Annotated in this window: 23 protein-coding genes; 7 read left to right on the forward strand and 16 right to left on the reverse strand. The window is 61.4% G+C overall.

The annotated features are described in order from the left end of the window. The first annotated feature begins 6 nt into the window (after positions 1 to 6). Together V7756_RS00335 and V7756_RS00340 are read left to right on the forward strand one after the other, a co-directional pair. Positions 7 to 1,320: a uroporphyrinogen-III C-methyltransferase gene (locus V7756_RS00335; protein WP_335608175.1), complete on the forward strand. Its 1,314-nt coding sequence runs from the start codon at positions 7 to 9 to the stop codon at positions 1,318 to 1,320. Then, positions 1,313 to 2,545 (forward strand): heme biosynthesis HemY N-terminal domain-containing protein, encoded by a 1,233-nt coding sequence (locus V7756_RS00340; RefSeq protein ID WP_335608176.1) that lies wholly within the window; start codon positions 1,313 to 1,315, stop codon positions 2,543 to 2,545. The genes V7756_RS00335 and V7756_RS00340 overlap by 8 nt, the downstream gene beginning before the upstream one ends. Here V7756_RS00340 and V7756_RS00345 read toward each other — a convergent pair whose 3' ends face one another. From V7756_RS00345 to trxA, 4 genes are all read right to left on the reverse strand, one after another. Continuing rightward, positions 2,546 to 3,529, reverse strand: a complete 984-nt coding sequence (locus V7756_RS00345; RefSeq protein WP_335608177.1) for a CDP-6-deoxy-delta-3,4-glucoseen reductase — start codon at positions 3,527 to 3,529, stop codon at positions 2,546 to 2,548. A gap of 24 nt (positions 3,530 to 3,553) precedes the next feature. Continuing rightward, positions 3,554 to 5,020, reverse strand: coding sequence for a 4-hydroxy-3-polyprenylbenzoate decarboxylase (ubiD, locus tag V7756_RS00350; protein WP_335608178.1), 1,467 nt, complete (start codon positions 5,018 to 5,020; stop codon positions 3,554 to 3,556). A gap of 172 nt (positions 5,021 to 5,192) precedes the next feature. Then, complete coding sequence (gene rho, locus V7756_RS00355; RefSeq protein WP_092286299.1) at positions 5,193 to 6,458, reverse strand: transcription termination factor Rho; 1,266 nt, start codon at positions 6,456 to 6,458, stop codon at positions 5,193 to 5,195. Positions 6,459 to 6,668: 210 nt separating this feature from the next. Further along, the gene (gene trxA, locus V7756_RS00360) at positions 6,669 to 6,995 is read right to left on the reverse strand and encodes a thioredoxin TrxA (RefSeq protein WP_335608179.1); all 327 of its coding nucleotides are present in this window, start codon (positions 6,993 to 6,995) and stop codon (positions 6,669 to 6,671) included. A gap of 162 nt (positions 6,996 to 7,157) precedes the next feature. Here trxA and ppx point away from each other — a divergent pair, with 162 nt between their 5' ends. After that, a complete protein-coding gene (gene ppx, locus V7756_RS00365; RefSeq protein ID WP_335608180.1) occupies positions 7,158 to 8,663 on the forward strand; it encodes an exopolyphosphatase in 1,506 nt (501 codons plus the stop codon). Here ppx and ppk1 read toward each other — a convergent pair. The 3 genes from ppk1 to V7756_RS00380 are packed head-to-tail and all read right to left on the reverse strand — an operon-like array spanning position 8,642 to position 13,180. Further along, complete coding sequence (gene ppk1, locus V7756_RS00370; protein WP_335608181.1) at positions 8,642 to 10,861, reverse strand: polyphosphate kinase 1; 2,220 nt, start codon at positions 10,859 to 10,861, stop codon at positions 8,642 to 8,644. The genes ppx and ppk1 overlap by 22 nt on opposite strands. Positions 10,862 to 10,872: 11 nt before the next feature. Next, positions 10,873 to 11,892 (reverse strand): porphobilinogen synthase, encoded by a 1,020-nt coding sequence (gene hemB, locus V7756_RS00375; RefSeq protein WP_335608182.1) that lies wholly within the window; start codon positions 11,890 to 11,892, stop codon positions 10,873 to 10,875. Positions 11,893 to 11,947: 55 nt separating this feature from the next. Next, complete coding sequence (locus V7756_RS00380) at positions 11,948 to 13,180, reverse strand: GGDEF domain-containing protein (protein ID WP_335608183.1); 1,233 nt, start codon at positions 13,178 to 13,180, stop codon at positions 11,948 to 11,950. A gap of 386 nt (positions 13,181 to 13,566) precedes the next feature. Here V7756_RS00380 and V7756_RS00385 point away from each other — a divergent pair, with 386 nt between their 5' ends. Then, complete coding sequence (locus V7756_RS00385; RefSeq protein ID WP_335608184.1) at positions 13,567 to 14,154, forward strand: DUF6436 domain-containing protein; 588 nt, start codon at positions 13,567 to 13,569, stop codon at positions 14,152 to 14,154. 10 nt (positions 14,155 to 14,164) lie between these two features. On the opposite strand, the gene V7756_RS00390 is transcribed toward V7756_RS00385, so the two are convergent. Next, entirely contained in the window at positions 14,165 to 14,614 is a 450-nt protein-coding gene (locus V7756_RS00390; RefSeq protein ID WP_335608185.1) for a YaiI/YqxD family protein, read from the reverse strand. After that, positions 14,611 to 16,524 (reverse strand): ATP-binding cassette domain-containing protein, encoded by a 1,914-nt coding sequence (locus V7756_RS00395; RefSeq protein WP_335608186.1) that lies wholly within the window; start codon positions 16,522 to 16,524, stop codon positions 14,611 to 14,613. Before V7756_RS00395 ends, V7756_RS00390 begins: the two co-directional genes overlap by 4 nt. Positions 16,525 to 16,573: 49 nt before the next feature. On the opposite strand from V7756_RS00395, the gene V7756_RS00400 reads away from it, so the two are divergent. After that, positions 16,574 to 17,068, forward strand: coding sequence for a TIGR02444 family protein (locus tag V7756_RS00400; protein WP_335608187.1), 495 nt, complete (start codon positions 16,574 to 16,576; stop codon positions 17,066 to 17,068). On the opposite strand, the gene V7756_RS00405 is transcribed toward V7756_RS00400, so the two are convergent. The 7 genes from V7756_RS00405 to V7756_RS00435 form a co-directional block, all read right to left on the reverse strand. Then, positions 17,061 to 17,609 carry a hypothetical protein gene (locus tag V7756_RS00405; protein ID WP_335608188.1) on the reverse strand — a complete coding sequence of 183 codons (549 nt, stop codon included), beginning with the start codon at positions 17,607 to 17,609 and terminating at the stop codon, positions 17,061 to 17,063. The two genes, V7756_RS00400 and V7756_RS00405, sit on opposite strands and share 8 nt — an antisense overlap. A 16-nt stretch (positions 17,610 to 17,625) precedes the next feature. After that, positions 17,626 to 18,099 carry a sigma D regulator gene (gene rsd, locus V7756_RS00410; RefSeq protein WP_335608189.1) on the reverse strand — a complete coding sequence of 158 codons (474 nt, stop codon included), beginning with the start codon at positions 18,097 to 18,099 and terminating at the stop codon, positions 17,626 to 17,628. 92 nt (positions 18,100 to 18,191) lie between these two features. Next, on the reverse strand, positions 18,192 to 18,713 hold the full coding sequence (locus tag V7756_RS00415) for a DUF3833 domain-containing protein (RefSeq protein WP_335608190.1): 522 nt from the start codon (positions 18,711 to 18,713) through the stop codon (positions 18,192 to 18,194). 16 nt (positions 18,714 to 18,729) lie between these two features. Continuing rightward, entirely contained in the window at positions 18,730 to 19,239 is a 510-nt protein-coding gene (locus tag V7756_RS00420) for a disulfide bond formation protein B (RefSeq protein WP_335608191.1), read from the reverse strand. 165 nt (positions 19,240 to 19,404) lie between these two features. Next, positions 19,405 to 19,893, reverse strand: coding sequence for a protein-export chaperone SecB (gene secB, locus V7756_RS00425; RefSeq protein ID WP_335608192.1), 489 nt, complete (start codon positions 19,891 to 19,893; stop codon positions 19,405 to 19,407). Between the two features lie 56 nt (positions 19,894 to 19,949). After that, a complete protein-coding gene (gene grxC, locus V7756_RS00430; protein ID WP_335608193.1) occupies positions 19,950 to 20,207 on the reverse strand; it encodes a glutaredoxin 3 in 258 nt (85 codons plus the stop codon). A gap of 1 nt (position 20,208) precedes the next feature. Continuing rightward, positions 20,209 to 20,631 carry a rhodanese-like domain-containing protein gene (locus tag V7756_RS00435; protein WP_335608194.1) on the reverse strand — a complete coding sequence of 141 codons (423 nt, stop codon included), beginning with the start codon at positions 20,629 to 20,631 and terminating at the stop codon, positions 20,209 to 20,211. A gap of 239 nt (positions 20,632 to 20,870) precedes the next feature. Here V7756_RS00435 and gpmI point away from each other — a divergent pair, with 239 nt between their 5' ends. Together gpmI and V7756_RS00445 are read left to right on the forward strand one after the other, a co-directional pair. Continuing rightward, positions 20,871 to 22,406, forward strand: coding sequence for a 2,3-bisphosphoglycerate-independent phosphoglycerate mutase (gpmI, locus tag V7756_RS00440; RefSeq protein WP_335608195.1), 1,536 nt, complete (start codon positions 20,871 to 20,873; stop codon positions 22,404 to 22,406). Positions 22,407 to 22,446: 40 nt separating this feature from the next. Then, positions 22,447 to 23,703, forward strand: a complete 1,257-nt coding sequence (locus V7756_RS00445) for a murein hydrolase activator EnvC family protein (protein WP_335608196.1) — start codon at positions 22,447 to 22,449, stop codon at positions 23,701 to 23,703. Positions 23,704 to 23,760: the final 57 nt, after the last annotated feature.

Genomic DNA, 23,760 nt, shown 5'->3' on the forward strand with positions numbered 1-23,760 from the left:
ACAGGCGTGGAACCAACAGAATCGAACAAGAACGCGGACGGCGCTGCGGCCAGTGCTGCCGATACTTCTCCAGGCAGCAACGCCGGTGCCTCTGGCAGCGCCGCGCCCGCGGATTCGCAAGCGAAGCCTGGCGTGACGTCCGCTGCGGCTGTTCCCGGTAGCGAAGACGAACCCAGGCCGGGCGCCCATGCCGCAGCAGGCAACAAAACCGGCGCGGGCAAAGTGCCAGGCAAACAATCCACGGTGATACCGCCGGTGCGCAACAAGGGCAAGGATAACGGCAATAGCAGCGGCGGGGGGCGCGGACTCACCTGGCTAGCCTTGCTGGTAGCCTTGCTGGCCCTGGCTTTCAGCCTGTGGCAATGGCAGCAGCGCCAGGCGCAGCAAACTCAACAGCAGGCACAGCTGCAACAGTTGCTGGAGCAGATGCAGGCCGCGGGCGAGCAGCGCCAGCAGCAGCTCGAAGGACGCCTTGAGGGCGTGCCGCAGGGCGATAGCTGGCAGTCCATGCAACGCCTGGTGGCCGAGATGCAGCGCAGTCAGCAGGCAATTGGCGAGCGACTGGACATTCTGCAGGGCGATGGCCGCGAAGACTGGAAACTGGCAGAAGCCCAGTACCTGCTGCGCCTGGCCTCGCTGCGCCTGCTGGCGGTACAGGACGTAAGCGCTGCGCGCGAGCTGCTGAGGACCGTTGACGGTATTTTAAAATCCATGCCCGATAGCGGCCTGTATGGTGTGCGTGAGCAGCTGGCGCAGTACCAGGCCGAGCTGGCCGGGTTGCCGGAGCTTGATCGCCCAGGCGTGTTCCTGCGTCTGGCTGCGCTGCGCGACCAGGTCGAGCGTTTGGTGTTGTTGCCAGTACCCGAATTCGATCCGGACGAGGTAACCACTGAAGAGGAATACGCCGATCGTCTGCAGCGGCGCGACCGCTGGGATCGCGTGCTGATGCGCCTGGAGCGCTACGTGCGGGTCGACTTCCAGCGCGGCAAGGTGATTACACCTCTGTTGGACGAGGCCGAGATGCAGCGCGTGCAGCGTACCCTGCAACTGACCATAGAGCAGGCGCAATGGGCAGCTCTGCGCGGCGAAGAAAAGGTGTATCAAGCCAGCCTGACGCAATCGGAAAAGATTCTGGGCCAGTATTTCGAACTCGACAATCCGCAGGTCGAGGGCATGCAAAAGCAATTCCACGCGCTGCATGAGGAAGCGGTAAGTCTCAACCCGCCCGACCTGGCACCGCTGCAGCAGAGCCTGGCGGCCTACATACAGAATCGTCGCTCCGCCAGTGCTGCCAAGCAGCCGGAGGCCACCGATGAGTAAAAGCTACATCGCGATTCTGGCCGTGCTCCTGGTGGCTGCGCTGCTGGGCATGGCGGTGGCGGAGGACCCCGGTTACCTGCTGATTGCCTGGCGCAACTTCTCGATTGAAACCAGCGTATGGGTCGGCCTGGGTTTCTTGCTGGCGTTCTGGCTGTTGCTGATGCTGGCGCGCGCGCTGATTCGAGTACTCAATGCCTCGGGCCGTCGCATCAACCCCTGGTCGCGGCGCAATCAGCAGCAGCGCGCCAACGCCATTGCCACGCGCGGCCTGCTGGAATTTGCCGAGGGTCACTGGAAGTCGGCCCTGCGACTGCTGAAAAAGTCGGCGCCGCATGCCGAGCTGCCGCTGATCAACTATCTGGCTGCCGCCAGAGCAGCGCACGAGCTGGAAGATTACAGTGAGTGCGACAGCCTGCTGCGCGAGGCCTACGAAACCACACCCAAGGCGGACGTGGCTATCGCCGTTACCCAGGCGCAGTTGCAAATCGGCCGGGGTCAGTTGGAGCAGGCGCTGGCGACATTGACGCGTTTGCGCAAGGAACATCCCAAGCACCTGTATGCACTCAAGCTGATGAGCCAGGTGTATCTGCGTCTGGAAGACTGGGGGCGACTGTTGGAGCTGTTGCCCGAGCTGCGCAAGCAGCAGGTGCTCAAGCCGGCCGATCAGGATGCTCTGGAGTATCAGGTTCACCTCGCTTTGTTGCAGCAGGCGGGGCAACGGGCTGCGCCAGCAGATACAGACCCGGCCAGCCTGGTGGTGGCGGCCTGGGAGCGTATGCCCAAACGCATGCATGAGGATCCGGCTGTAGTGGAAGCCTATTGCCTGCAGTTGCGTGGCAAGGGACGGGAAATGCTGGCTGAAGAGGCCTTGCGCAACGCCCTGCAAGGCAGCTACAACGAACGCCTGGTGCATCTTTACGGTCTGGTGCAGGGCCGCGACTCAGCCCGCCAACTGGCGACGGCAGAGCAATGGTTGCCGCAGCATCCGAACAACGCCACCTTGCTTCTGGCTCTGGGGCGTTTGGCGCAGCGCAACAGTCTGTGGGGCAAGGCCAGGGATTACCTGGAAGCCAGCTTTTCCAGCAAGCGCGATATCCAGACCTGTGCCGAGCTGGCGCGCTTGCTTGATCGCATGGGCGAGCAGCAAGCCTCGCGCGCCGTCATCAACGATGGTTTCGATTTGCTGGAAGAAAGTTTGCCGACGTTGCCGTTGCCGTCTCGCTGATCAATCAGCGAGCGGCTCGCGTGGGGCATAGGCAAAGGCATCGGCATGCATCTGCTCGGCGGGCATGCCAGCCGCTACCAGCGCATCCAGAGTGGCATAGACCATGGGCGGCGAACCGCTGACGAAGAAGCGATAATCGGCCAGATCGGCGATATCTTCGCATACCGCCTGATGCAGCAGTCCATCACGGCCGGCCCACTGCGCTTCATCACTGACCACCTTGTGCAGATACAGATTGGGCGCTGCCTGCCAGCGATCCCAATGCGGCGCCTGATAGAAATCCTCGCTGTGCCGTACACCCCAGTAGAGATGGATCGGCTGGCTGAAGCCCTCGGCCAGGCAGTATTCGATCAGGCTCTGCATCTGTGCCAGGCCAGTGCCGGCGGCGATCAGCACCAGTGGCTGCTGCGGCAGATCGCGTACACAGGCGTCACCAAAAGGCGCCTGCAATCGCGCGATACGATGTGTGCGCAGGTAGTCTATTACGCCCTGGGTGACGGCGTCGCGGGTAAGAATGTGCAGCTCCAGCGTGCGCCCTTCCTGCGGCGCAGAGGCGATGGAAAAAGCAGCCGGATCGGCATCCTGGCGTTCGAGCAGCAGATACTGGCCTGGGTGGTAGCGCAGCGGCTTGCCAGCCGGCAAGCGCAGCCGCACACGCCAGACATCCGCGCCCATCTCGCTGCATTCGCTGACCTGACACGCCAGCTCGCGCACCGGCAGTTCGCCCGGAGCCAGAATATCCTCCCACTGCAGCTCGCAATCGGTCAGTGGCTCGGCCACGCAGGTGTAGATGTCGCCGCTGCTGGCTTCAGTGCCGTCGGCCAGGCGCACGCTGCCGCTTAGCAAGAGTGCGTCGCAAACATGGCAGTTGCCGTTGCGACAGCTCTGCGGCGCATCAAAGCCGAGCCGCCTGGCGGCATCCAGAATACGCTCGCCAGGGTGTGTGTCCAGCCTCAGGCCGGAGGGTTGTAGGGTTACCTTCATGCAGTTCTTTTCATCCAATTCTCATCAGTCAATGCCCAGTTCCGCCCACAGCTCGTCGACTCGCTGCTTGATGTTCTGGTCCTGATGTATGGCAGTGCCCCATTCGCGGCTGGTTTCACCGGGCCACTTGTTGGTGGCGTCCAGCCCCATCTTGCTGCCCAGACCAGAGACCGGGGAGGCGAAATCCAGATAATCGATGGGTGTGTTGTCGATCATCACGGTATCGCGTTTGGGGTCCATCCGGGTGGTAATGGCCCATATAATGTCATTCCAGTCGCGGATGTTGATGTCGTCGTCCACCACGATAACGAACTTGGTGTACATGAACTGGCGCAGGAAGCTCCAGACGCCCAGCATCACGCGCTTGGCGTGGCCCGGGTACTGTTTCTTCATCGACACCACTGCCATGCGGTAGGAGCAGCCTTCCGGTGGCAGGTAGAAGTCGGTGATCTCGCTGAACTGCTTTTGCAGCAGTGGCACAAAAACTTCGTTCAGCGCCACACCCAACACTGCAGGTTCGTCCGGGGGGCGGCCGGTGTAGGTGCTGTGGTAGATAGGTTTTTCGCGCTGGGTGATGCGCTCAATAGTGAATACCGGGAAGCGGTCGACCTCGTTGTAGTACCCCGTGTGATCGCCGAAAGGGCCTTCGTCTGCCATTTCGCCGGGGTGGATCACGCCTTCCAGTACGATCTCGGCGCTGGCCGGTACCTGCAGGTCGCTGCCGCGGCATTTCACCAGTTCGGTGCGCTGGCCGCGCAGCAGGCCGGCGAAGGCATATTCGGAGAGGCTGTCGGGCACCGGCGTCACCGCGCCCAAGATGGTGGCCGGGTCGGCGCCCAGCGCCACGGCAACCGGGAAGGGCTGGCCGGGATGTTTCTCCTGCCATTCCTTGAAGTCCAGCGCGCCGCCGCGATGGCTCAGCCAGCGCATGATTACCTTGTTGCGACCAATCACCTGCTGGCGATAGATGCCCAGGTTCTGTCGGTCCTTGTGCGGGCCCTTGGTAATCACCAGCCCCCAGGTGATCAGCGGGCCGGCGTCACCGGGCCAGCAGGTCTGTACCGGAATCCTCCCCAGGTCGACGTCCTCGCCCTCGAACACGGTGGCCTGGCAGGGCGCGTCGCGCACCACCTTCGGCGCCATGTTGATGACCTGCTTGAAGATCGGCAGTTTGGACCAGGCATCCTTCAACCCTTTCGGCGGATCGGGCTCCTTGAGAAAGGCCAGCAGCTTGCCGATTTCGCGCAGTTCGCTGATCTCTTCGGCGCCCATGCCCATGGCTACGCGCTGCGGCGTGCCGAACAGGTTGCCGAGCACCGGCATGTCGTAACCTGTAGGGTTTTCAAACAGCAGTGCGGGGCCGCCCTTGCGCAGGGTGCGGTCGCAGATTTCGGTCATTTCCAGGACGGGAGAGACGGGTGTCTGGATGCGCTTGAGTTCGCCGCGCTGCTCCAGGCCCTTGATAAAGTCGCGTAGATCGGAGTATTTCATGGCAGCTTCAAGCCTCAAGCGGCAAGCTGCAAGCAGTGCGAGGAATGCGGCAGCCTGGGGTGTCTGGTCAGAAGCACATTATGCCGACAGAGCAGCCTGTCGGGTGGTGCAAAGTGCAACAAGCTGCAAGCGGCACCGGGCTGCTTGCAGCTTGTTGCTTGGCGCTTGCAGCTTAATTCTTGCTGCGCTTCATCGACTGGAAGAACTCGTCGTTGGTCTTGGTATCTTTCAGACGATCCAACAGGAATTCGATAGCAGCGACCTCGTCCATCGAGTGCAGGATCTTGCGCAGAATCCACATACGTTGCAGTTCGTCTTCGCTGGTCAGCAGCTCTTCGCGGCGGGTACCTGAGCGGTTGATGTTGATGGCCGGGAAGGTACGACGCTCGGCAATCTTGCGATCCAGGTGGATCTCCATGTTGCCGGTACCTTTGAATTCTTCGTAGATCACCTCGTCCATCTTCGAGCCGGTATCCACCAGTGCGGTAGCGATGATGGTCAAGCTGCCGCCTTCTTCGATGTTGCGCGCGGCGCCGAAGAAGCGCTTGGGCTTTTCCAGGGCGTGGGCGTCAACACCACCGGTGAGGACCTTGCCAGAACTGGGAATGACAGTGTTGTAGGCGCGAGCCAGACGAGTGATGGAGTCGAGCAGGATGATCACATCCTTCTTGTGCTCGACCAGGCGCTTGGCCTTCTCGATGACCATTTCGGCCACCTGCACGTGACGGCTTGGCGGCTCGTCAAAGGTCGAGGCGACGACTTCACCGCGTACGGTGCGTTGCATCTCGGTTACTTCTTCCGGGCGCTCGTCGATCAGCAGTACGATCAGATGGCACTCGGGATTGTTGCGCGCAATGTTCGAAGCGATGTTCTGCAACATCAGGGTCTTACCAGCCTTGGGCGGTGCTACCAGCAGGCCGCGCTGGCCTTTGCCGATGGGTGCACACAGGTCGATGATGCGGGCCATGAGGTCTTCGGTGGAGCCGTTGCCGGCTTCCATGACCAGGCGCTCATCAGGGAACAGCGGGGTAAGGTTTTCGAACAGGATCTTGTTCTTGGTGTTTTCCGGCCGATCAAAGTTGATCGAGTCGACCTTCAGCAGGGCAAAGTAGCGCTCGCCGTCCTTGGGGGGACGAATCTTGCCGGCAATGGTGTCACCGGTGCGCAGATTGAAGCGTCGAATCTGGCTGGGCGAGACATAGATGTCGTCAGGGCCGGCCAGGTAGGACGAGTCAGCGGAGCGAAGGAAACCAAAACCGTCCTGCAGGATTTCCAGCACGCCATCGCCGTGGATATCCTCGCCACTTTTCGCGTGCTTTTTCAGGATGGCAAAAATCACATCCTGTTTGCGCGAGCGACCCATGTTTTCAAGGGCCATGTTGTTGGCGATTTCAAGCAGTTCGGTAATAGGTTTTTGTTTGAGTTCAGTCAGGTTCATAGGGTCGGTGAGCAATAGTAGTGTCGGCAGGAAAGGTTGGGTTATGGCCGCCATATTGGAATGGGGCGATGGGTTTGGCTGTGGTAAAGATAAGCCACTGTCGCAGGGGGCGACCAGGAGTTGGAAAGCAAATCTAGCACCGCTTAGCGGCTGAGTCTAGGCCTTGCCAGAAAAAGTGAGCCCCAGCGCACAGTGGCCGGGGCTGCAGCATCAGATGTTGCTGTCGAGGAAGGCGGCCAGTTGGGATTTGGACAAGGCGCCAACCTTGGTCGCTTCGACGTTGCCATCCTTGAACAGCATCAGGGTTGGAATGCCGCGTACGCCATACTTCGGTGGCGTGTCGGTGTTCTCGTCGATGTTCAGCTTGCAGATCTTCAGTTTGCCATTGTAGTCCTTGGAAATTTCGTCCAGAACCGGGGCAATCATCTTGCAGGGACCGCACCATTCCGCCCAGTAATCAACCAGAACGGGGGTATCGGACTTGAGCACTTCTTCTTCGAAGCTGCTGTCAGTGACATGCACAATCAAATCGCTCATGCGTTTCTCCAAGGGTTTCAAAGGACGGAATTGCGACATCATAGCACCACCCACGCGCAGAGCGGAAGGTAGCGCGGCAGCAGTGCCAGGCTGCGAGTACAGCGGGCAATTGTCACCTGTCGAGTGCTAGAATCGGTCATTATCGACGCAAGGGGCGACCGCATGGCTGACTCACAACAGAATGACCACTCGCTGGTGGCAGCGATTGACCTGGGTTCCAACAGTTTTCACATGGTGTTGGCGCGGGTTGATCAGGGCGAGATTCGCATTCTGGAACGCCTTGGCGAGAAAGTGCAGCTGGCCGCCGGGCTGGATGAAGGGCGCATGCTCAGCGAGGAAGCCATGCAGCGCGGGCTGGACTGCCTGCGTCGCTTTGCCCAACTGATCAATGGTCTGCCGCAGGGCGCGGTGCGTATTGTCGGCACCAACGCACTGCGCGAGGCACGCAACCGTGGCCAGTTCATTCGGCAGGTGCAACAGATTCTCGGGCATCGCGCCGAGGTGGTGTCGGGGCGTGAGGAGGCTCGGCTTATTTACCTGGGCGTGTCGCATACACTGGCGGATGACGGTGGCCGTCGGTTGGTGGCGGATATCGGGGGTGGCAGTACCGAGTTTATTGTTGGCGAGCGCTTCGAATCGCTACTGCGCGAAAGCCTGAGCGTGGGCTGCGTGTCCTTCAGCCGCCAGTTCTTTGCTGACGGCAAGATCACCCCAGGGCGCTATAGTCAGGCGTATACGGCGGCGCGGCTGGAATTGATGAACATCGAGCAGGCCATTCATCGCCTCGGCTGGACCGAGGCCGTGGGTGCCTCAGGCACCATTCGCTCCATCGGGCAGTGCATTCAGGCCGGCGGACGGGGCCAGGGCGAGGTCAGTCGCGATGGTCTGCAGTGGCTCAAGCGCAAGGTGTTGAAGGCCGCACACGTAGACAAGCTGGATATTCAAGGGCTCAAGGCAGATCGCCAGCCGATATTGCCTGCGGGGTTGGCGATTCTCGAGGCCATGTTCGATGCCCTGGGTATTGAAACCATGGCGCACTCCGAGGGTGCCATGCGCGAAGGGGTGCTCTACGACCTGCTGGGGCGCCAACAGCATGAGGATGTGCGTGAGCGCACCCTGAGCGCGCTGATGGAGCGCTACCACGTGGATCAGGAGCAGGCCGCGCGGGTGGAAAGCAAGGCGCTGAAGCTGATGCGCAAGGTGGACGAGCAATGGCACCTGTCAGCCAGCAAGCAGGCCGACCTGCTGGTCTGGGCGGCGCGGGTGCACGAGGTGGGGCTGGACATCGCCCATCACCAGTTTCACAAGCATGGCGCCTATTTGATCGAGCACTCCGATCTGCCCGGGTTTTCTCGCCAGGATCAGCAGGCGCTGGCCCTGCTGGTACGTGGCCACAGACGCAATCTGCCGAATGCCGAGCGATTGGGCGAGTTTGGCGAAGACGCCGGCACGCTGTTACGCCTGTGCATGATTCTGCGCCTGGCGATTCTGTATCACCACATCCGCGGTAACCAGGATATGCCCGAGCTGGCGGTGGAAGCCGGGCAGGATTATCTGGTGCTGCACTTCCCGCAGGGTTGGCTCGAAGCCAACCCGCTGACGCAGGCTGACTTCGATCAGGAGGCGCTGTACTGGGCCAAGGCCGGTTACAGGTTGACGGTACGCTGAGGTGAGTTGGCCAGTTTCTCCAGCAGCGCGGTTTGTGCGCTGCGCGGGTTCTGGTTGCCGCTGGGCGTACTGAGCACGTAAGAGCCGTCGGGCTGCAGAATCCAGCTGCGGGTGTTATCGGTCAGAAACACCTGCAGTTCCTGTTTCGCGCGGGTGATCAGCTTCTTGCCTTCCAGCGGGAAGCAGGTCTCAACGCGCTTGTCGAGGTTGCGTTCCATCATGTCGGCGCTCGACATCCACACCTGATCCTGGCCGTCGTTGAGGAAGTAGTAAACCCGGCTGTGCTCCAGGAAGCGTCCGATGATCGAGCGCACCGTGATGTTGTGCGATACGCCGGGAATACCGGGACGCAGGCAGCACATGCCGCGAATGATCAGGTCTACCTTCACGCCCGACTGCGACGCCTTGTACAGCGCCTTGATGATCTTGGCATCGGTCAGCGAATTGGCCTTGGCGATGATGTGCGCGGGCTTGCCGGCCAGGGCATTGAGGGTTTCGCGGTTGATCAGTTCAAGCAGGCGCTTTTTCAGCGTGAAGGGCGCTTGCAGCAGCTTCTTCATGCGCTGGGTCTTGCCCATGCCGATCAACTGGTTGAATAGCTTGTGCACGTCTTCGGTCAGCGCCAGGTCGGAGGTCAGCACGCTATAGTCGGTATACAGGCGCGCGTTGCCGGCGTGATAGTTGCCGGTGCCCAGATGCACATAGCGCTTCAGGCTTTTCTCTTCGCGGCGCAGTATCAGCATCATCTTGGCATGGGTCTTGAAGCCGACCACACCATAGATCACCACGGCACCGGCCTGCTGCAGACGGCTGGCCAGCTGCAGGTTGGATTCTTCATCAAAGCGCGCGCGCAGCTCGATCACCACTGTGACTTCCTTGCCGTTTCGCGCTGCCTCTACCAGGGCGTTGACGATCTCGGAGTTGGCGCCAGTGCGATACAGCGTCTGCTTGATCGCCAGCACATTGGGGTCCTGCGCAGCCTGGCGCAGCAGGTCGACCACCGGGCTGAACGACTCGTAGGGGTGCAGCAGCAGGATGTCCTGCTTGCTGATCGCCTGGAACAGGTTGTCGGCACTCGACAGCAGCTTGGGGATACCGGGGCTGAAGGTCGGAAACTGCAGCTCGGGATGATTTTCCAGGCCGGTAATCGAGAACAGCCGAGTCAGGTTGACCGGGCCATTGACCTCGTAGAGTTCGGCTTCGCTGAGACCGAACTGGCGCAGCAGAAAATCGGTCAGCGGCTTGGGGCAGTTGTCGGCCACTTCCAGGCGCACGGCATCGCCGTAACGACGTGACAGCAGCTCGCCGCGCAGGGCGCGGGCCAGGTCATCGACCTCGTCCGGGTCGACAATCAGGTCGGCGTTGCGGGTCAGGCGGAACTGATAGCAGCCGAGCACCTTCATGCCTGGGAACAGATCGTCGGCGTGCGCATGGATCATCGACGACAGGAAGACGAAGTTGTCGCCGCCATCGCACAGCTCCTCGGGCAGGCGGATCAGGCGTGGCAACGAACGTGGCGCGGGAATGATCGCCAGACCGGAGTCGCGGCCGAAGGCGTCGATACCTTCGAGCTGCACTATGAAGTTCAGGCTCTTGTTCACCAGCAACGGGAAGGGGTGTGTGGGGTCAAGGCCGATGGGGCTGATGACGGGCGCTACCTGCTGGCGGAAGAAGCGGCGAATCCACAGCGTCTGTTTGTGTGTCCACTGATGCCGACGCACAAAGCGAATGCCCTTTTCGCTCAGCGCGGGCAGCAGTATGTCGTTGAGAATGCTGTACTGGCGGCTGACGTGATGATGGGCGATCTCGCTGATCTTGCTCAGCACCTGCTGCGGTTGCAGCCCGTCTGGGCCGGTCTGTTCGCGGGCAAAGGTGATCTGCTTCTTCAGGCCGGCAACGCGGATCTCGAAAAACTCGTCCAGATTGCTGGAAAAAATCAGCAGGAACTTGAGTCGCTCCAGTAGCGGATAGGACTCGTCCAGCGCTTGTTCCAGCACCCGGATATTGAACTGCAGCTGCGAGAGCTCCCGGTGGATATAGAGTTCTGGCGCGTTGGTATCGGCCAGCGGCGCAGTGTCTACCGGCTTCTCGCTGACCGGTGCGGGGCGGGGCAGCAGCTCGACTTTGGGTGTTGTCTCGACTGGGCTGGCTTGCGCTTCCTGCTGGCTGTTGTCGCGGCTGCTGTTGAGCTCGGGCATGGGGGCCTCGTTCAGTTGGGTTGTCGTTCGCGCAATTGGCGCGCGGCAGTTTTGGCAAAGTAGGTGAGGATGCCGTCGGCACCGGCACGCTTGAAGGCAATCAGTGATTCGAGAATCACCGCATCGCTGAGCCAGCCGTTATTGATGGCGGCGCAGTGCATGGCGTACTCGCCACTGACCTGATAGACGAAGGTAGGCACCTTGAAGCTCTCCTTTACGCGGTGGACGATGTCCAGATAGGGCATGCCGGGTTTGATCATCACCATGTCGGCGCCTTCGGCCAGGTCCGCGGCGATTTCCTGCAGGGCTTCGTTGCCGTTGGCCGGGTCCATCTGATAGGTCGCCTTGTTGCCCTTGCCGAGATTGCCGGCCGAGCCGACAGCGTCGCGGAACGGGCCGTAATAGGCGCTGGCGTACTTGGCGGAGTAGGCCATGATGCGGGTATGCACATGGCCCGCCGCTTCGAGCGCCTGACGCATGGCGCCGACGCGGCCGTCCATCATGTCGGAGGGGGCTACTATGTCGGCACCGGCTTCGGCGTGCGAAAGCGTTTGTTTGACCAATGTCTCGACTGTGATGTCATTCATCACATAGCCGTGTTCATCGATGATGCCGTCCTGGCCGTGGGTGGTGAAGGGGTCCAGGGCGACGTCGGTGATTACCCCTAACTCGGGAAAACGGGCCTTGAGCGCGCGCGTGGCGCGTTGCGCAAGGCCTTCCGGGTTGCAGGCTTCAGCGGCGTCGAGCGATTTTTTCTCCAGTGGGGTTACCGGGAAGAGTGCAATCGCCGGTATGCCGAGCTCGACCAGCTCGGCGGCTTCTTCCAGCAGCAGGTCGATGGACAGTCTTTCGATACCCGGCATGGAAGCTATAGCCTCGCGCTGGCCCTCACCTTCGAGCACGAAAACCGGGTAAATCAGGTCATCCACGGTCAGGGTATTTTCGCGCATCAGGCGGCGTGAAAAATCATCACGGCGCATGCGGCGGGGACGGCTCAGAGGGTATGGACGCTGGGTAAAAGAGTGGCTCACAAGAACTCCGTTGGTGCGTGGACGTCGGTCCACTATGCACCTATCTGGTTGACGTTTATACGTCCAGATTATGACGGAATTGTGACAGCAGGCGTAAGGCCATTTGGTCTTCAAGGTCCGAGCCAGGCGCTGGCGCCAGCTCTACGCGATTGCGGCCTAGCCCCTTGGCGCGGTACAGCGCGGCGTCTGCGGCGCCTAGCAAGGTGTTGAAATCGTAGCCGTGATGTTCGGAGCAGGCGACGCCCAGACTGACGCTCAGCCACACCGGCTGTGACTTGTGCTGCCAGGGATTGGCGCACAGTCCCTGGCGAATCCGCTCGGCAACCTGGGCGGCGCGTTCGGTGTCCAGTCCCGGCAGCAGCAGAGTGAACTCTTCGCCGCCAAAGCGCCCGAGCAGATCGTCGCTGCGCAAGTGCTGACCGATGCGTGACACCAGATGGCAGAGCACCGCATCCCCGGTCTGGTGGCCAAACTCGTCGTTGATGCGTTTGAAGTGATCGGCGTCGACCATGATCAGCGTCACTGGCTGATTGCGCTGGGCCATCAGCTCCAGCAGTGCGCGGGCCTGTTCCTGCATGCTGCGCCGATTCAGCGTGTCGGTCAGGGCGTCGCGCTCGGACAGGCGATGCAGGGCCAAGGCGGTACGGTAGTGGGTCATCAGAATAAAGCCGCTGGCCATGCCGATCTGCGCCAGCATGGCGCCAAGCAGGGTCAGATTCTGCAGCGGGCTGTCGAGCAGCGGCAGGCTCTGTTGCCAGCCCAAAAGCGCGGCCACCGGCCTGGCGACCAGGCAGAAGCCATAGAGCAGTGCGATGCTGCCGCTGAACCAGTAAGCGGTGCGCAACGGTTGCGGTGCCCGGATCAGCAGTTCCTTGGCGCATAGCAGGCAGAGCCCGCCGAGTGCGATCGAGCTGATCGCGTAGCGGGTCTCAAAATGGTTGATCTGAAAGCGAAAAAACCACAACAGCAGCATTGTCAGGGCGGTCAGGCAGATTGGGCCCCATTGCGGCTGGCTGCGGCCCTTGAACGCGCGCACACCCAGCCAGATAACGCCCAGCCCCAGCGTCATCAGGCCATTGGCCAGAACAATCGACAGGCTGTGATGCAGCTGCTGCTGATTGACATTCAGCAGTAGCCCGAGCATCAGCGCGCAGTTGCCCAGGACCCAATGCCGCAAACCCTGTTCGGTGCCGGCGTGCCAGGCCGCCAGGGCCAGCAGCATGGTCATGCTGAGGGTCACCAGCGTCAGGGTGACGGTGAGAGTAGTGAGATCGAGAGTGGCGAGCATCTGCAGAGATCATCCTTGCTCGGCGATACTGCTGCCGGCACTTTGCGTAATCATCCAGGAGTTTCGAGCTGCAGCCTGATGCAGTGGCTGCGTTACCCATGGCTTGAATCACCGGGTAGTTGTCTCAGATGCTGCAACGGTAACCCAAGCCTGTACCGCTGCAAAGATGCCCGCTTCGGACATGTCCGAAGATGTGGAGGGGTTTGCACAAATCGAAGCAATTGCGCAAATTTTGGCGCAAAACGCCGTTGTTGTGGTCCAAGCGCGATGGCGTGGTCTTGTGAGGTCCGATCGCCAGCTTCTCAGCTCGTCGCCTGTGGGGCGTCATTCAGCCCTGGCTGAGCCTGTGGCACAATGCGAGCCTCTTCCGTTACCGGACCCGAGCGATGAACCGCTGGTTGCGCCGCACTGTTACTCTCTTGCTGTTATTGGTCTGGCTGGCCGGCCTGGTCTGGGCTTATTGGTGGTTCGAGGCGCGCTATGTCAGGTCCTTTGAGCGTCCGGCGTTCTTCCAGGGCGTACCGGTTGCGCCGCCGTTCGCGCCCGGGCACATACAGGTGTTGCATGTGTGGCAGGCCGGCTGTCCCTGCAGCGCGGGGCATGAAGCCTATGTGGGTGACATGACTCGACGTTTCGCCGCTCAGGGCGTGCAGTTTGCCCGCGCGGGGCAGCGCTCCGCTGCGGGGTTGACCGGGGAGCTGGCGGCATTGCCCTATTGGCCACTGCCCGCCAGTTGGGAAAACTGGCCCGGTGCACCGGCCATCGCCATCTGGGATGCCAGCGGTGAGCTGGCCTATGTGGGGCCTTACAGTGACGGCGCGCACTGTACAGCTGGCAGCAGTTTTGTCGAACCGGTGGTGCAGGCATTGCTGGCGGGTCGCAAGGTGGATATCACCCGTCAGGATTCCGTGGCTTGCCTGTGTAAGTTGGAGTCTGATCAACGGACGGCTGCGACCTCGCCCGCGAAACGCTAGGTGAGCAGGTCTAGGCGCCGCGCGTGAGCAGACGGTCCAATGCGTTGGCGAAGGCCTGCTTGTCCCGGTCGCTATAGGGCGCGGGGCCGCCGCGGCCGGCCAGCCCGGCACCACGCAGTTCATCCATCAGATTGCGCATGGCCAGGCGGTCGCCGATGCTGGCCTTGTCGTACACCTGGCCGCGTGGATTGATCGCGGTTACCTGACGGTCGACCAGTCCGGCCGCCAGAGGGATATCGGCGGTGATCACCAGGTCGCCCGGGCGGGACTGCTCGATGATGTGATGGTCGGCGGCGTCGGCGCCGGCCGAGACTATTACTTGGCGCACTCCCGGCCCCGGCGGCAGTTGCTGCGCACTGTTGGCCACCAGAACCAGTTCTATCTGTTTGCGCCGGGCGGCCTTCACCGCCACGTCGCGCACGGGTCTGGGGCAGGCGTCGGCATCAATCCAGAGAATCATTCGGCGGCCAATGCAGCCTGCAGGCTGTCCAGCTCTTCATGGGCTTGGAGCCAGGCCTCTTCCAGCTCGGCAATGCGCTGCTGACAGCCGGCCTGACGACTCAACAACTGTTTCAGCTGGTCCTTGCTGGCCGCTTCGTACAGGCTGCTGTCGCCCAGCGCCAACTCCACTTCGGCATTTTCTTCGTTGGCTTTCGCCAGTTGCTGTTCCAGCTTGTCTGCCGCTTTCTTGAGCGGGGCCAGGCGCTGACGCTGTTCGGCGGCGGCGCGCCGCTGGGCTTTGGCATCGACCTTGGGCGCAGTGTTCGACGATTCCGGTTGGCCTGCAGCGGCCTGCTGTTGGCGAAACTGCGCCAGCCAGCGGGTGTAGCTGTCCAGATCTTCGTTGTAGGCGGCGACCTTGCCGTCGGCTACCAGCCAGAGTTCATCGGTGGTGTCGCGAATCAATGCGCGGTCGTGTGATACCAGCAGCATGGCGCCCTCAAAACTTTGCAGCGCGATGGTAAGCGCGTGGCGCATTTCCATGTCCAGATGGTTGGTTGGCTCGTCGAGCAAAAGCAGGTTGGGCTTTTGCCAGGCAATCAATGCCAATGCCAGGCGGGCTTTCTCGCCCCCGGAAAAATGCTCGACCGCCTGGTCGATGCGATCACCCTGAAAGTCGAAGCCGCCCAAAAAATTGCGTAGGGTCTGTTCACGCTCATCCGGCGCCATGCGCGCCAGGTGCAACAGTGGACTGGCGGCCGGATCAAGGCTATCGAGCTGATGTTGGGCAAAGTAGCCGATGGCCAGATGTTCGCCGGTTTTCAGCTCGCCGCCGATCAGCGGCAGGCTGCCGGCCAGGGACTTGATCAGCGTGGATTTGCCGGCGCCATTGGGGCCCAGCAGGCCAACGCGGGCGCCGGGCGCCAGTTGCAGCTTGACGTTCTCGAGGATGGCATTGCCGTCGTAGCCGAGCCAGGCCTTGTCCAGATCCAGTAGCGGCGTGGACTGGTTGGCGGCTTCGCGAAAACTGAACGAGAAGGGCGAGTCGATATGCGCCGGGCTCAGCTCTTCCATGCGCTCCAATGCTTTCAAACGGCTTTGTGCCTGGCGGGCCTTGGTGGCCTGGGCGCGGAAGCGCGCAATGTACTTCTGCATGTGCTCGCGCTGCGCCTGTTGTTTCTCGAAGGCCGATTGCTGCTGGCTCAGGCGCTCGGCGCGGGTGCGCTCGAACTGGCTGTAGCCGCCGCGATAGAGGTTCAGTTTCTGACCTTCAACGTGCACTATGTGCTCGACCACAGCGTCCAGAAAATCGCGGTCGTGGGAAATCAGCAGCAGGGTGCCGGGGTAGCCGCGCAGCCATTCCTCCAGCCAGAGAATGGCGTCCAGATCCAGGTGGTTGGTTGGCTCGTCGAGCAGCAGCAGATCCGAGGGTTGCATCAGTGCCTGCGCCAGGTTCAGGCGCATACGCCAGCCACCGGAGAAGTCGCCAACCGGGCGTTCGCATTGCTCACTGGTAAAGCCCAGGCCAGCCAGCAGGGTGCGCGCACGGCTGTCGGCGGTGAAGCCATCGTGGCTCTCCAGTTCGCCGTATAGCGTGCCCAGTTGCTCGGCCGCGTGCTGCTGCTCTGCCTGCTGCAGGCGGCGCTGGATATCGCGCAGCCGGCGATCGCCGTCGAGCACGTAATCCACCGCCTGGTGGTCAAGGGTCTCGATCTCCTGGCGCATGTGGGCGATCCGCCAGTCGGACGGCAGGCTACACTCGCCGGAATCGGGCTCGAGTTCGCCTCGTAGCAGCGCAAACAGGCTGGATTTTCCGGCACCGTTGGCGCCAAGCAAGCCAACCTTCTGCCCGCTATGCAGGCTAAGATTGGCGTTGTCGAGCAAACGCAGCGGTCCGCGTTGCAGAATTAGGGATTCAATAGTGATCATGGGGCGCGAGTATACCAGCGCGCCGTGGCGCTGAGCAGCGGAGTAGATGATGAAAGCGCCGGGTAGTGATCTGAGCGAATGGGCGCAGCGTTGCTATGGCCAGCCGGGTGTAGCGCCGGCATTGCTGGCGCTGCAGGATGAGGGCGGCCAGGACGTGCTGCTGTTACTGGTAATCACCTGGTTATGGGCGCAGGGAAAGCATGTGCCAAGCCAGCACTTGCCGCGGCTGCTGGACCAGCAGCGTCCATGGCAGCAGCAGGTGGTATCGCCGCTGCGCGATGTGCGGCGCAGGCTTAAACAGCACGCCGATGCGCACAGGCTCTATAAACAGGTGAAGGAAGTAGAGCTTGCGGCCGAGTTGCTGCAGTTGGGACGCTTGCAGGTCTGGGTGCTGGAGATGTCTGCGGCCGAGGCTGGAAGCTTGCTGGAGCAACTGCGAGCATTGTGCGCGGCGCAGCTATCGATCGAGAGTGAGCATTTGCAGGTGCTGCTGCAAGATTATGCTGCCGCTGTCGAAACAGCGGCGCAGGCCGGTTTCAGTTAGGCGCGGTAGCGGAGGGCTTGGGCTTTGCGGTGGGCTTGCGTGCTGCGGTGCCTTTGCCGTTGCGCTGAGCGGCAGGGCGACGCGCCCGTGGCTTGGCAGGCGGTTTGGGGGCATCGCGCTTTTCCAGCGCCTGACTGACCTGGCCATCAATGCGCTCAAGCCCTTTGGCCAGGCGTAGCGTCTGGCGAACATCGGAACTGAGTTGTGCAATGTAGCTTTCAGCCTTTAGTCGGGCTTCGTGCAGTTCGAGCTTGGCAGCTTCGAGTTCGGCCAGCTTCTTGCGGGTCTTGCCGGCCGGTTTGTCGGGCTGCTCGGCAGTGCGCGCATCCAGCTTGTCCCGCGTCTGGCCGAGTTTCAGATCCAGCTTCTCCTGCTGGCGCTGGAGCTTGTCGAGCGCCTTGCGGGCGTCCTGCTCGGCCTGGGTGCAGGCGTCGGCAAGATGTTCGTGCAGCGTCCGGGTCAGCGTTTGCAGCAAGTGCAACGGGCTGGAAACCTTGTCGCTGGATTTGGCGGGTTTGCGCGGGCTTTCTATGCTGGTCACTGGCGTTTCCTGTGGCTCAGACCGTGCTGAGCATGTCCTTGTGAGCGGTATGCAGTACTTCGATCAGACAATCTTCCAGTTCAAAGCGCTCGTGCAGTAGTGCGCCAAGGTGCTGCAGGCGCGTCTGCATGGTGTCTTCTTCGACGCCGCAGTCGGGCTGGCCGTAGGTATCGTTGAAGGTCACCGCTTCACGGGTGATGGTTTCGATACGCGGATATACCTGATGGGCCAGCTCGATGCCGCGCTGATCCTTGAAGTCTTCCGCTTCGCGCATCAGCTGCTCATAGATTTCGAAATGTCCGGCTGACAGGTAGTCGACCAGTACATCGCAGAAAGCGGCCAGTTCGGTGTCGGGCGCGCTGGCCGGAGCCTGACGTTTGCGCAGTTGGCTGTAGTTCATCACCAGCTGCTTGCGCTCGGCAAGCCAGCGGTCTATCAGCTGATGAACGCCGCCCCAACGTTCCTGGGAATTCGTGCAACTGTCCAGCATCTGCCACCTCGTCGTACGGTGCCGGCGAGCCGGCTATGTGGGTATATGTTGTCTTGTGGTCGCAACAGAATAGGCCACTCGATGGCTCTGCTTCAAGGTTTATAAAAGTTGAGTGTGATGCTGCCCAGGGTGATGCCCCATTTGCTCATCACGGCGCGATTGAGCATGACCTTGTCGTCGATCAGATACATGCGATCATCGAGGTCAACCAGCCAGGTGCGACCGTCCACCGGCAGGCGTAGCCTATAACGCCAATGAAAGGCGTTGCCCGCCACGCGGCCCTGCGCAATACCCTCAACATCTGCTGCGGTGCCTTGCCAGCTGCCATCACTTTGGCGGGTGAGCGTCCAGATGCGGCGCTCGGTGGTGCCGTCAGAATAAGTGAATTGCTCGTCGAGAGTGCCGGTATCGCCGTCCCAGGTGCCTTGCATCTTCACGTGAAAACGCTTGATGACCTTGCCGCTGCGGCCCTGAAACATGCCCCAGGCTTCCAGGTCACCGTTCAGGTAGTCCTGCAGTGAAAGCTGGGGTTGTTCGGCGGCATATTGCTCCACGTCGGAACTGGCGCAGGCCGCCAGAGTGCAACACAACAGCAGGATCAGCAGGGTTTTCATACCGGCTCCCGGTGGGTTAGTCGACCTTGCGCAGCAACTGCATCAGGCCAAAGACGGTAAAGCAGACAAAGGCGATCAGAGTGCCCTCGGCGATGCTCAGGCCGAGGAAAGTCCAGGTGACTTCCGCGCACTGGGCGGTGCCGCTGAATACCTGACTGAGTACTTGCCAAAAAGGCAGGGCTTCGAGCATGTAATCCAGCGGCAGCATACAGGTGGGTACCTGATCGGCCGGCAAATGTTGCAGCCAGACCTGGCGCGCGGCGGTTGCACCGCCAAACAGGCTGGCCAGGATCAGCAGCACGGCATAGACGCGTGCGCCGGTGCGCTTGCCATTGCGGGGCTTGGGATTGTGCAGCACGGCAGCAAGGCAGAGCAGGCCGATCACGATCACTGCTATGCGTTGCAGGATGCACAGGGGGCATGGCTCCAGGCCGACCACATGTTCCAGATACAGGGCGGTACCCATCAGGAGTACACAGACGATGAAAGCGAGCAGATAAAGGGGGCGGGAGGCCGGCAGGGTCATGCGATATTCCGTCTTCTGCAAATTTGCGGTTGCCTACCTTAGAGCATGCGCTGCGTGGCACACAAGGCAAAAGTCGGTTTGCGGCGGTGTCTGGGTTGCGGACGGTAGAAGGCGGGGGATAAAAGGCATGGCGTGGCCGGTCAGGGCCACGCCATGCAGCAGCGATCAGGCGGTGCCGGCGGCTTCCTGCGCGCGGCGCTGTTCGGCCTGGGCATACAGGGCATCGAAGTTGACCGGTGACAGCATCAGGGGAGGGAAGCTGCCGCGCAGAACCAGGTTGTCGATGGCTTCACGTGCGTAAGGGAACAGAATGTTGGGGCAGAAGGCGCCCAGGGTGTGACGCAGCGATGCTTCGTCCAGGCCATTGATGGCAAAAATGCCGGCCTGCTGCACTTCGGCGATGAAAGTGGTTTCGTCTTCGCCGTTGGTCACGGTGGCGTTCAGGGTCAGCACTACTTCGTACATGCCTTCCTGCAACTGGGTGTGACGGGTATTCAGGTCGAGGTTGACCTGCGGATTCCACTGGGCCTGGAAAACGCTGGGCGACTTGGGTGATTCGAAGGAGATGTCCTTGGCGTAGATGCGCTGCAGGCTGAACTGCGGCTGGCTGGCTGCGCCGTTGGCGGCTTGATTGTTCTGGTTTTCCTCGGCCATGCTCGATCCTTAATTGCTCGTTAGTGTGGTTTAAAACGTTGTATTGGGTTGGCTGATTACCCTGCCAGCAGGGCGTTCAGTTGTCCAGCGCGCTCGCAGGCAAACAACTCGTCGCAGCCGCCGATGTAGGTATCGCCTATCCAGATCTGCGGCACCGAGGTGCGCCCGCCGGCCAGCCGGGTCATTTCGGCGCGGACCGCCGGACGTCCATCGACACTGATTTCCTGGTAATCGGCCTGTTTGCTGTTGAGCAGCTGTTTGGCGCGAATGCAGAAGGGGCAGTAGTTGCTGCTATAGATGACGACCTTGGCCATGTTATTTCACCAGAGGAAGATTGTCCGAACGCCAGCTGCCGATGCCGCCGGAAAGGCGCGCAACGTTCTCGTGGCCGGCTGCCTTCAACTGCTTGGCGCACCCGCCGGCATGCTGGCCGGCTGCGCAGACCAGCAGCAGTGGTTTGCCTTTGTGCTTGTCCAGTTCGCTGATGCGACTGGTCAGGCTGTCGAACGGGATATTGATGGATTCGACAATATGGCCGTTGGCGAATTCCTTCTTGGGACGCAGGTCCACCACGACGGCGTTTTCGCGGTTGATCATGGCGGTGGCCTGCTGCGTGCTGACGGCGGTGCCGGACTTGCGACCTTCGGTGAACAGCAGCAGGGCAAGCACTACCAGGAAGGCAGTAGTCAGCAGGTAATGGGTGCTGATGAATTCGATCAAATGTTGGAGAAACTGCATTGGCGACGCTTCCGAAATCGATAAAGGGGGCGAGTATACACCAAGGCCGCGTTCGACGAGCGGACGCAGGTCGGCTGCGAGAAAAAACGGTCGCAGGCGATGAACGGTCGATGCGTGCCCGAGACGGAGCCGGGCATGACAGTTGCAGACCCGGCAAGTAAACTGTGGCTCTATTCGTCACTGGCGCAGCCCGGTTGGCTGCGGCCTTTTTGCCAATTCAACCTGTGAGTTAATTCAGCATGACAGCAGCCCCCAAGCCCGTAGTCCTCATGATTCTTGATGGTTTTGGTCATAGCGAGTCGCCGGAGTCCAACGCCATCATGGCGGCCAACACCCCGGTGTGGGACAAGCTCTGGGCCAATGCCCCGCATACCCTGGTGTCAGGCTCGGGCATGGATGTGGGGTTGCCGGACGGTCAGATGGGCAACTCCGAAGTGGGCCATATGAACCTGGGCGCTGGCCGTGTGGTGTACCAGGACTTTACCCGGGTCACCAAGGCCATCGCCGACGGCGATTTCTTCAGCAACGAGAATATATGCGCGGCGGTCGACAGGGCGGTGAATGCTGGGCGCGCGGTACACATCATGGGACTGCTGTCGCCGGGTGGGGTGCACAGCCACGAGGAACACCTGGCGGCCATGGTCGAGCTGGCTGCCCAGCGTGGCGCGCACTATATATATGTACACGGTTTTCTCGACGGTCGAGATACCCCGCCCCGGAGCGCCGCTCCTTCGCTGCAACTGATGGAAGAGACATACGCGCGTCTGGGCAAGGGCCGTACTGCCAGCCTGATTGGCCGTTACTTCGCCATGGACCGCGATAATCGCTGGGACCGGGTCGAGGCCGCCTATCGCCTGATCAGCGACGGTCACGGCGCATACAGCGCAGCCACCGCGGCGGAAGCTCTGGACGCGGCCTATGAGCGTGGCGAGAGCGACGAATTCGTCAAAGCTACCACCGTGGGTGAGCCGGTGCGCGTGGAAGACGGCGATGCGGTGGTGTTCATGAACTTTCGCGCCGACCGTGCCCGCGAACTCAGTCGCGCCTTCGTCGAGCCGGATTTCAGCGGCTTTGCGCGGTCACGCGAATTGCAGCTGGCCGGTTTTGTGATGCTTACCCAGTATGCGGCAAGCATTCCGGCGCCCTGTGCCTATCCGCCGGCCTCGCTCGACAACGTGCTGGGCGAGTACCTGGCCAAGCAGGGCAAGACCCAGTTGCGAATTGCCGAGACCGAGAAATACGCCCACGTCACCTTCTTTTTCTCTGGCGGCCGGGAAGAACCCTTCGAGGGGGAAGAGCGCATCCTGATCCCCTCGCCGCAAGTGGCTACCTATGACCTGCAGCCCGAGATGAGCGCGCCGGAAGTCACCGACCGCATCGTCGAGGCCATCGAGCAGCAACGTTTTGATGTGATCATCGTCAATTACGCCAACGGCGACATGGTTGGCCACACAGGCGTGTTCGAGGCTGCGGTGGCGGCGGTGGAGTGCCTCGACAAGTGCATTGGCCGCATCGCTGAAGCCTTGCAGAAGGTGGGTGGCGAAGCGCTGATTACTGCTGACCATGGCAATGTCGAGCAGATGGCCGACGACAGCACCGGTCAGGCGCACACGGCGCATACCTGCGAGCCGGTGCCCTTTGTCTATGTAGGGCCGCGCGCCGTGGAATTGCGCGATGGTGGCATCCTCTCCGATGTGGCTCCCACCATTCTGACACTGCTGGGTTTGCCGCAGCCGGATGAAATGACCGGCCGCTCTATTGTTACCCGGGTGTGAATCCCATCTATCGCGGAGGGCAAGGCCAATGGAGTGGCTGTTGAAACGAGCACGGCAACGCCGCCTGATGCTGGCGGTTGCGCTATTGGGTAGCGTGCTGTTTGGCGCGGCGCTACCCTCCAGCGCTCAGGAGACCGACTCGCGTGCAGCGCGCGCCGAGCTGGAAAAGACCCAGGCCGATATCAAGCGTCTGAAAGATATGCTCGATGGACTCAAGCAGGAGGTGTCCGGCCTTGAGTCCGAATTGAAGGAAAGCGAGACGGACATCGGCCGCCTCAAGCGTGAAAGCAACGAACTGGAACAGCAGATTCGCGACGGTGAAACGCGCCTGCTGGATCTGCGCGAACAGGCCAGGGCGCTGCAGGCTTCATTGGCGGCGCAGCAGGAGCAGATTGCCCAGCAGGTGCGTGCTGCCTACATGGCCGGGCAGCAAGGCTATCTCAAGGTGCTGCTGAATCAGGATGATCCGGGGCGTATGGCGCGGATGATGCGCTACTACGAATATGTAGGGCAGGCGCGCGTCCAGGAAATCAACCACTTCAATGACACCCTGGACCAGATTCAGCAGGCCAGTGCAGAGATAGTGCGCGAGCAGGCAGCTCTGCAAAGTGCCCGCGAGGATCTGGCCGCGCGGGAAAGCGCGCTGCAGGCGCAGCAGACAAAGCGTACCCAACTGCTCGCCTCGCTACAGGGGCAGAGCCGCACGGAGGCGCAGAAACTGGCTGCACGTGAATCCGAGCGCGCGGCGTTGAACAAATTGATCAAGCAGCTGGATGAAGCCATCACCAGCCTGCCAACGCCCACCGCGCCTCGGGTGCCAAGCCAGGGCCAGAGTCAGAATCAGGGGCAGGCGAGCATTCCGGCGCCAGCCAGTTGGCCGGCAGGTAGCCAGCCTTTTGCCCAAGCCCGTGGCAAGATGCCCCTGCCGGTGGGTGGTCGTATCGTCTCGCGTTACGGCAGCCAGCGCGGCGGTGATGCGCGATTGAAATGGGATGGCCTGCTGATTTCTGCGCCAGTGGGTAGTCAGGTCAGTGCCATACACGGCGGGCGGGTGGTCTTTGCCGACTGGCTGCGCGGTTCGGGCCTGCTGCTGATTCTCGATCACGGTAATGGCTACCTCAGCCTTTACGGCCATAATCAGACGTTGCTACGTGACGTGGGTGCCTGGGTAAAGCCGGGTGAGCCGGTGGCTACCGTGGGCAACAGTGGCGGATTATCTGAACCATCATTGTATTTTGCCATCAGACACAAGGGCCGGGCCCTTGATCCATTGGCGTGGTGTATGCTGTCGGGGTGATGTTGCGCGTGTTGCCGGCTGCCCCCGTAGCCGTGTCGCTGTCTGCCTTTCTTGCGT

Source organism: Halopseudomonas sp., from assembly GCF_036961105.1.
GTDB lineage: Bacteria > Pseudomonadota > Gammaproteobacteria > Pseudomonadales > Pseudomonadaceae > Halopseudomonas.

Bases quoted from the DNA above. Each gene is read 5' to 3' on its own strand.
- V7756_RS00390 (WP_335608185.1), bottom strand. From the start codon at position 14,614: ATGATTCTCTGGATTGATGCCGACGCCTGCCCCAGACCCGTGCGCGAC.
- V7756_RS00435 (WP_335608194.1), bottom strand. From the start codon at position 20,631: ATGCAGTTTCTCCAACATTTGATCGAATTCATCAGCACCCATTACCTG.
- V7756_RS00415 (WP_335608190.1), bottom strand. From the start codon at position 18,713: ATGAAAACCCTGCTGATCCTGCTGTTGTGTTGCACTCTGGCGGCCTGC.
- ppx (WP_335608180.1), top strand. From the start codon at position 7,158: ATGGCTGACTCACAACAGAATGACCACTCGCTGGTGGCAGCGATTGAC.
- V7756_RS00395 (WP_335608186.1), bottom strand. From the start codon at position 16,524: ATGATCACTATTGAATCCCTAATTCTGCAACGCGGACCGCTGCGTTTG.
- rsd (WP_335608189.1), bottom strand. From the start codon at position 18,099: ATGCTGGACAGTTGCACGAATTCCCAGGAACGTTGGGGCGGCGTTCAT.
- ubiD (WP_335608178.1), bottom strand. From the start codon at position 5,020: ATGAAATACTCCGATCTACGCGACTTTATCAAGGGCCTGGAGCAGCGC.
- V7756_RS00345 (WP_335608177.1), bottom strand. From the start codon at position 3,529: ATGAAGGTAACCCTACAACCCTCCGGCCTGAGGCTGGACACACACCCT.
- V7756_RS00400 (WP_335608187.1), top strand. From the start codon at position 16,574: ATGAAAGCGCCGGGTAGTGATCTGAGCGAATGGGCGCAGCGTTGCTAT.
- trxA (WP_335608179.1), bottom strand. From the start codon at position 6,995: ATGAGCGATTTGATTGTGCATGTCACTGACAGCAGCTTCGAAGAAGAA.
- grxC (WP_335608193.1), bottom strand. From the start codon at position 20,207: ATGGCCAAGGTCGTCATCTATAGCAGCAACTACTGCCCCTTCTGCATT.
- secB (WP_335608192.1), bottom strand. From the start codon at position 19,893: ATGGCCGAGGAAAACCAGAACAATCAAGCCGCCAACGGCGCAGCCAGC.
- V7756_RS00385 (WP_335608184.1), top strand. From the start codon at position 13,567: ATGAACCGCTGGTTGCGCCGCACTGTTACTCTCTTGCTGTTATTGGTC.
- V7756_RS00340 (WP_335608176.1), top strand. From the start codon at position 1,313: ATGAGTAAAAGCTACATCGCGATTCTGGCCGTGCTCCTGGTGGCTGCG.
- V7756_RS00380 (WP_335608183.1), bottom strand. From the start codon at position 13,180: ATGCTCGCCACTCTCGATCTCACTACTCTCACCGTCACCCTGACGCTG.
- gpmI (WP_335608195.1), top strand. From the start codon at position 20,871: ATGACAGCAGCCCCCAAGCCCGTAGTCCTCATGATTCTTGATGGTTTT.
- ppk1 (WP_335608181.1), bottom strand. From the start codon at position 10,861: ATGCCCGAGCTCAACAGCAGCCGCGACAACAGCCAGCAGGAAGCGCAA.
- rho (WP_092286299.1), bottom strand. From the start codon at position 6,458: ATGAACCTGACTGAACTCAAACAAAAACCTATTACCGAACTGCTTGAA.
- V7756_RS00420 (WP_335608191.1), bottom strand. From the start codon at position 19,239: ATGACCCTGCCGGCCTCCCGCCCCCTTTATCTGCTCGCTTTCATCGTC.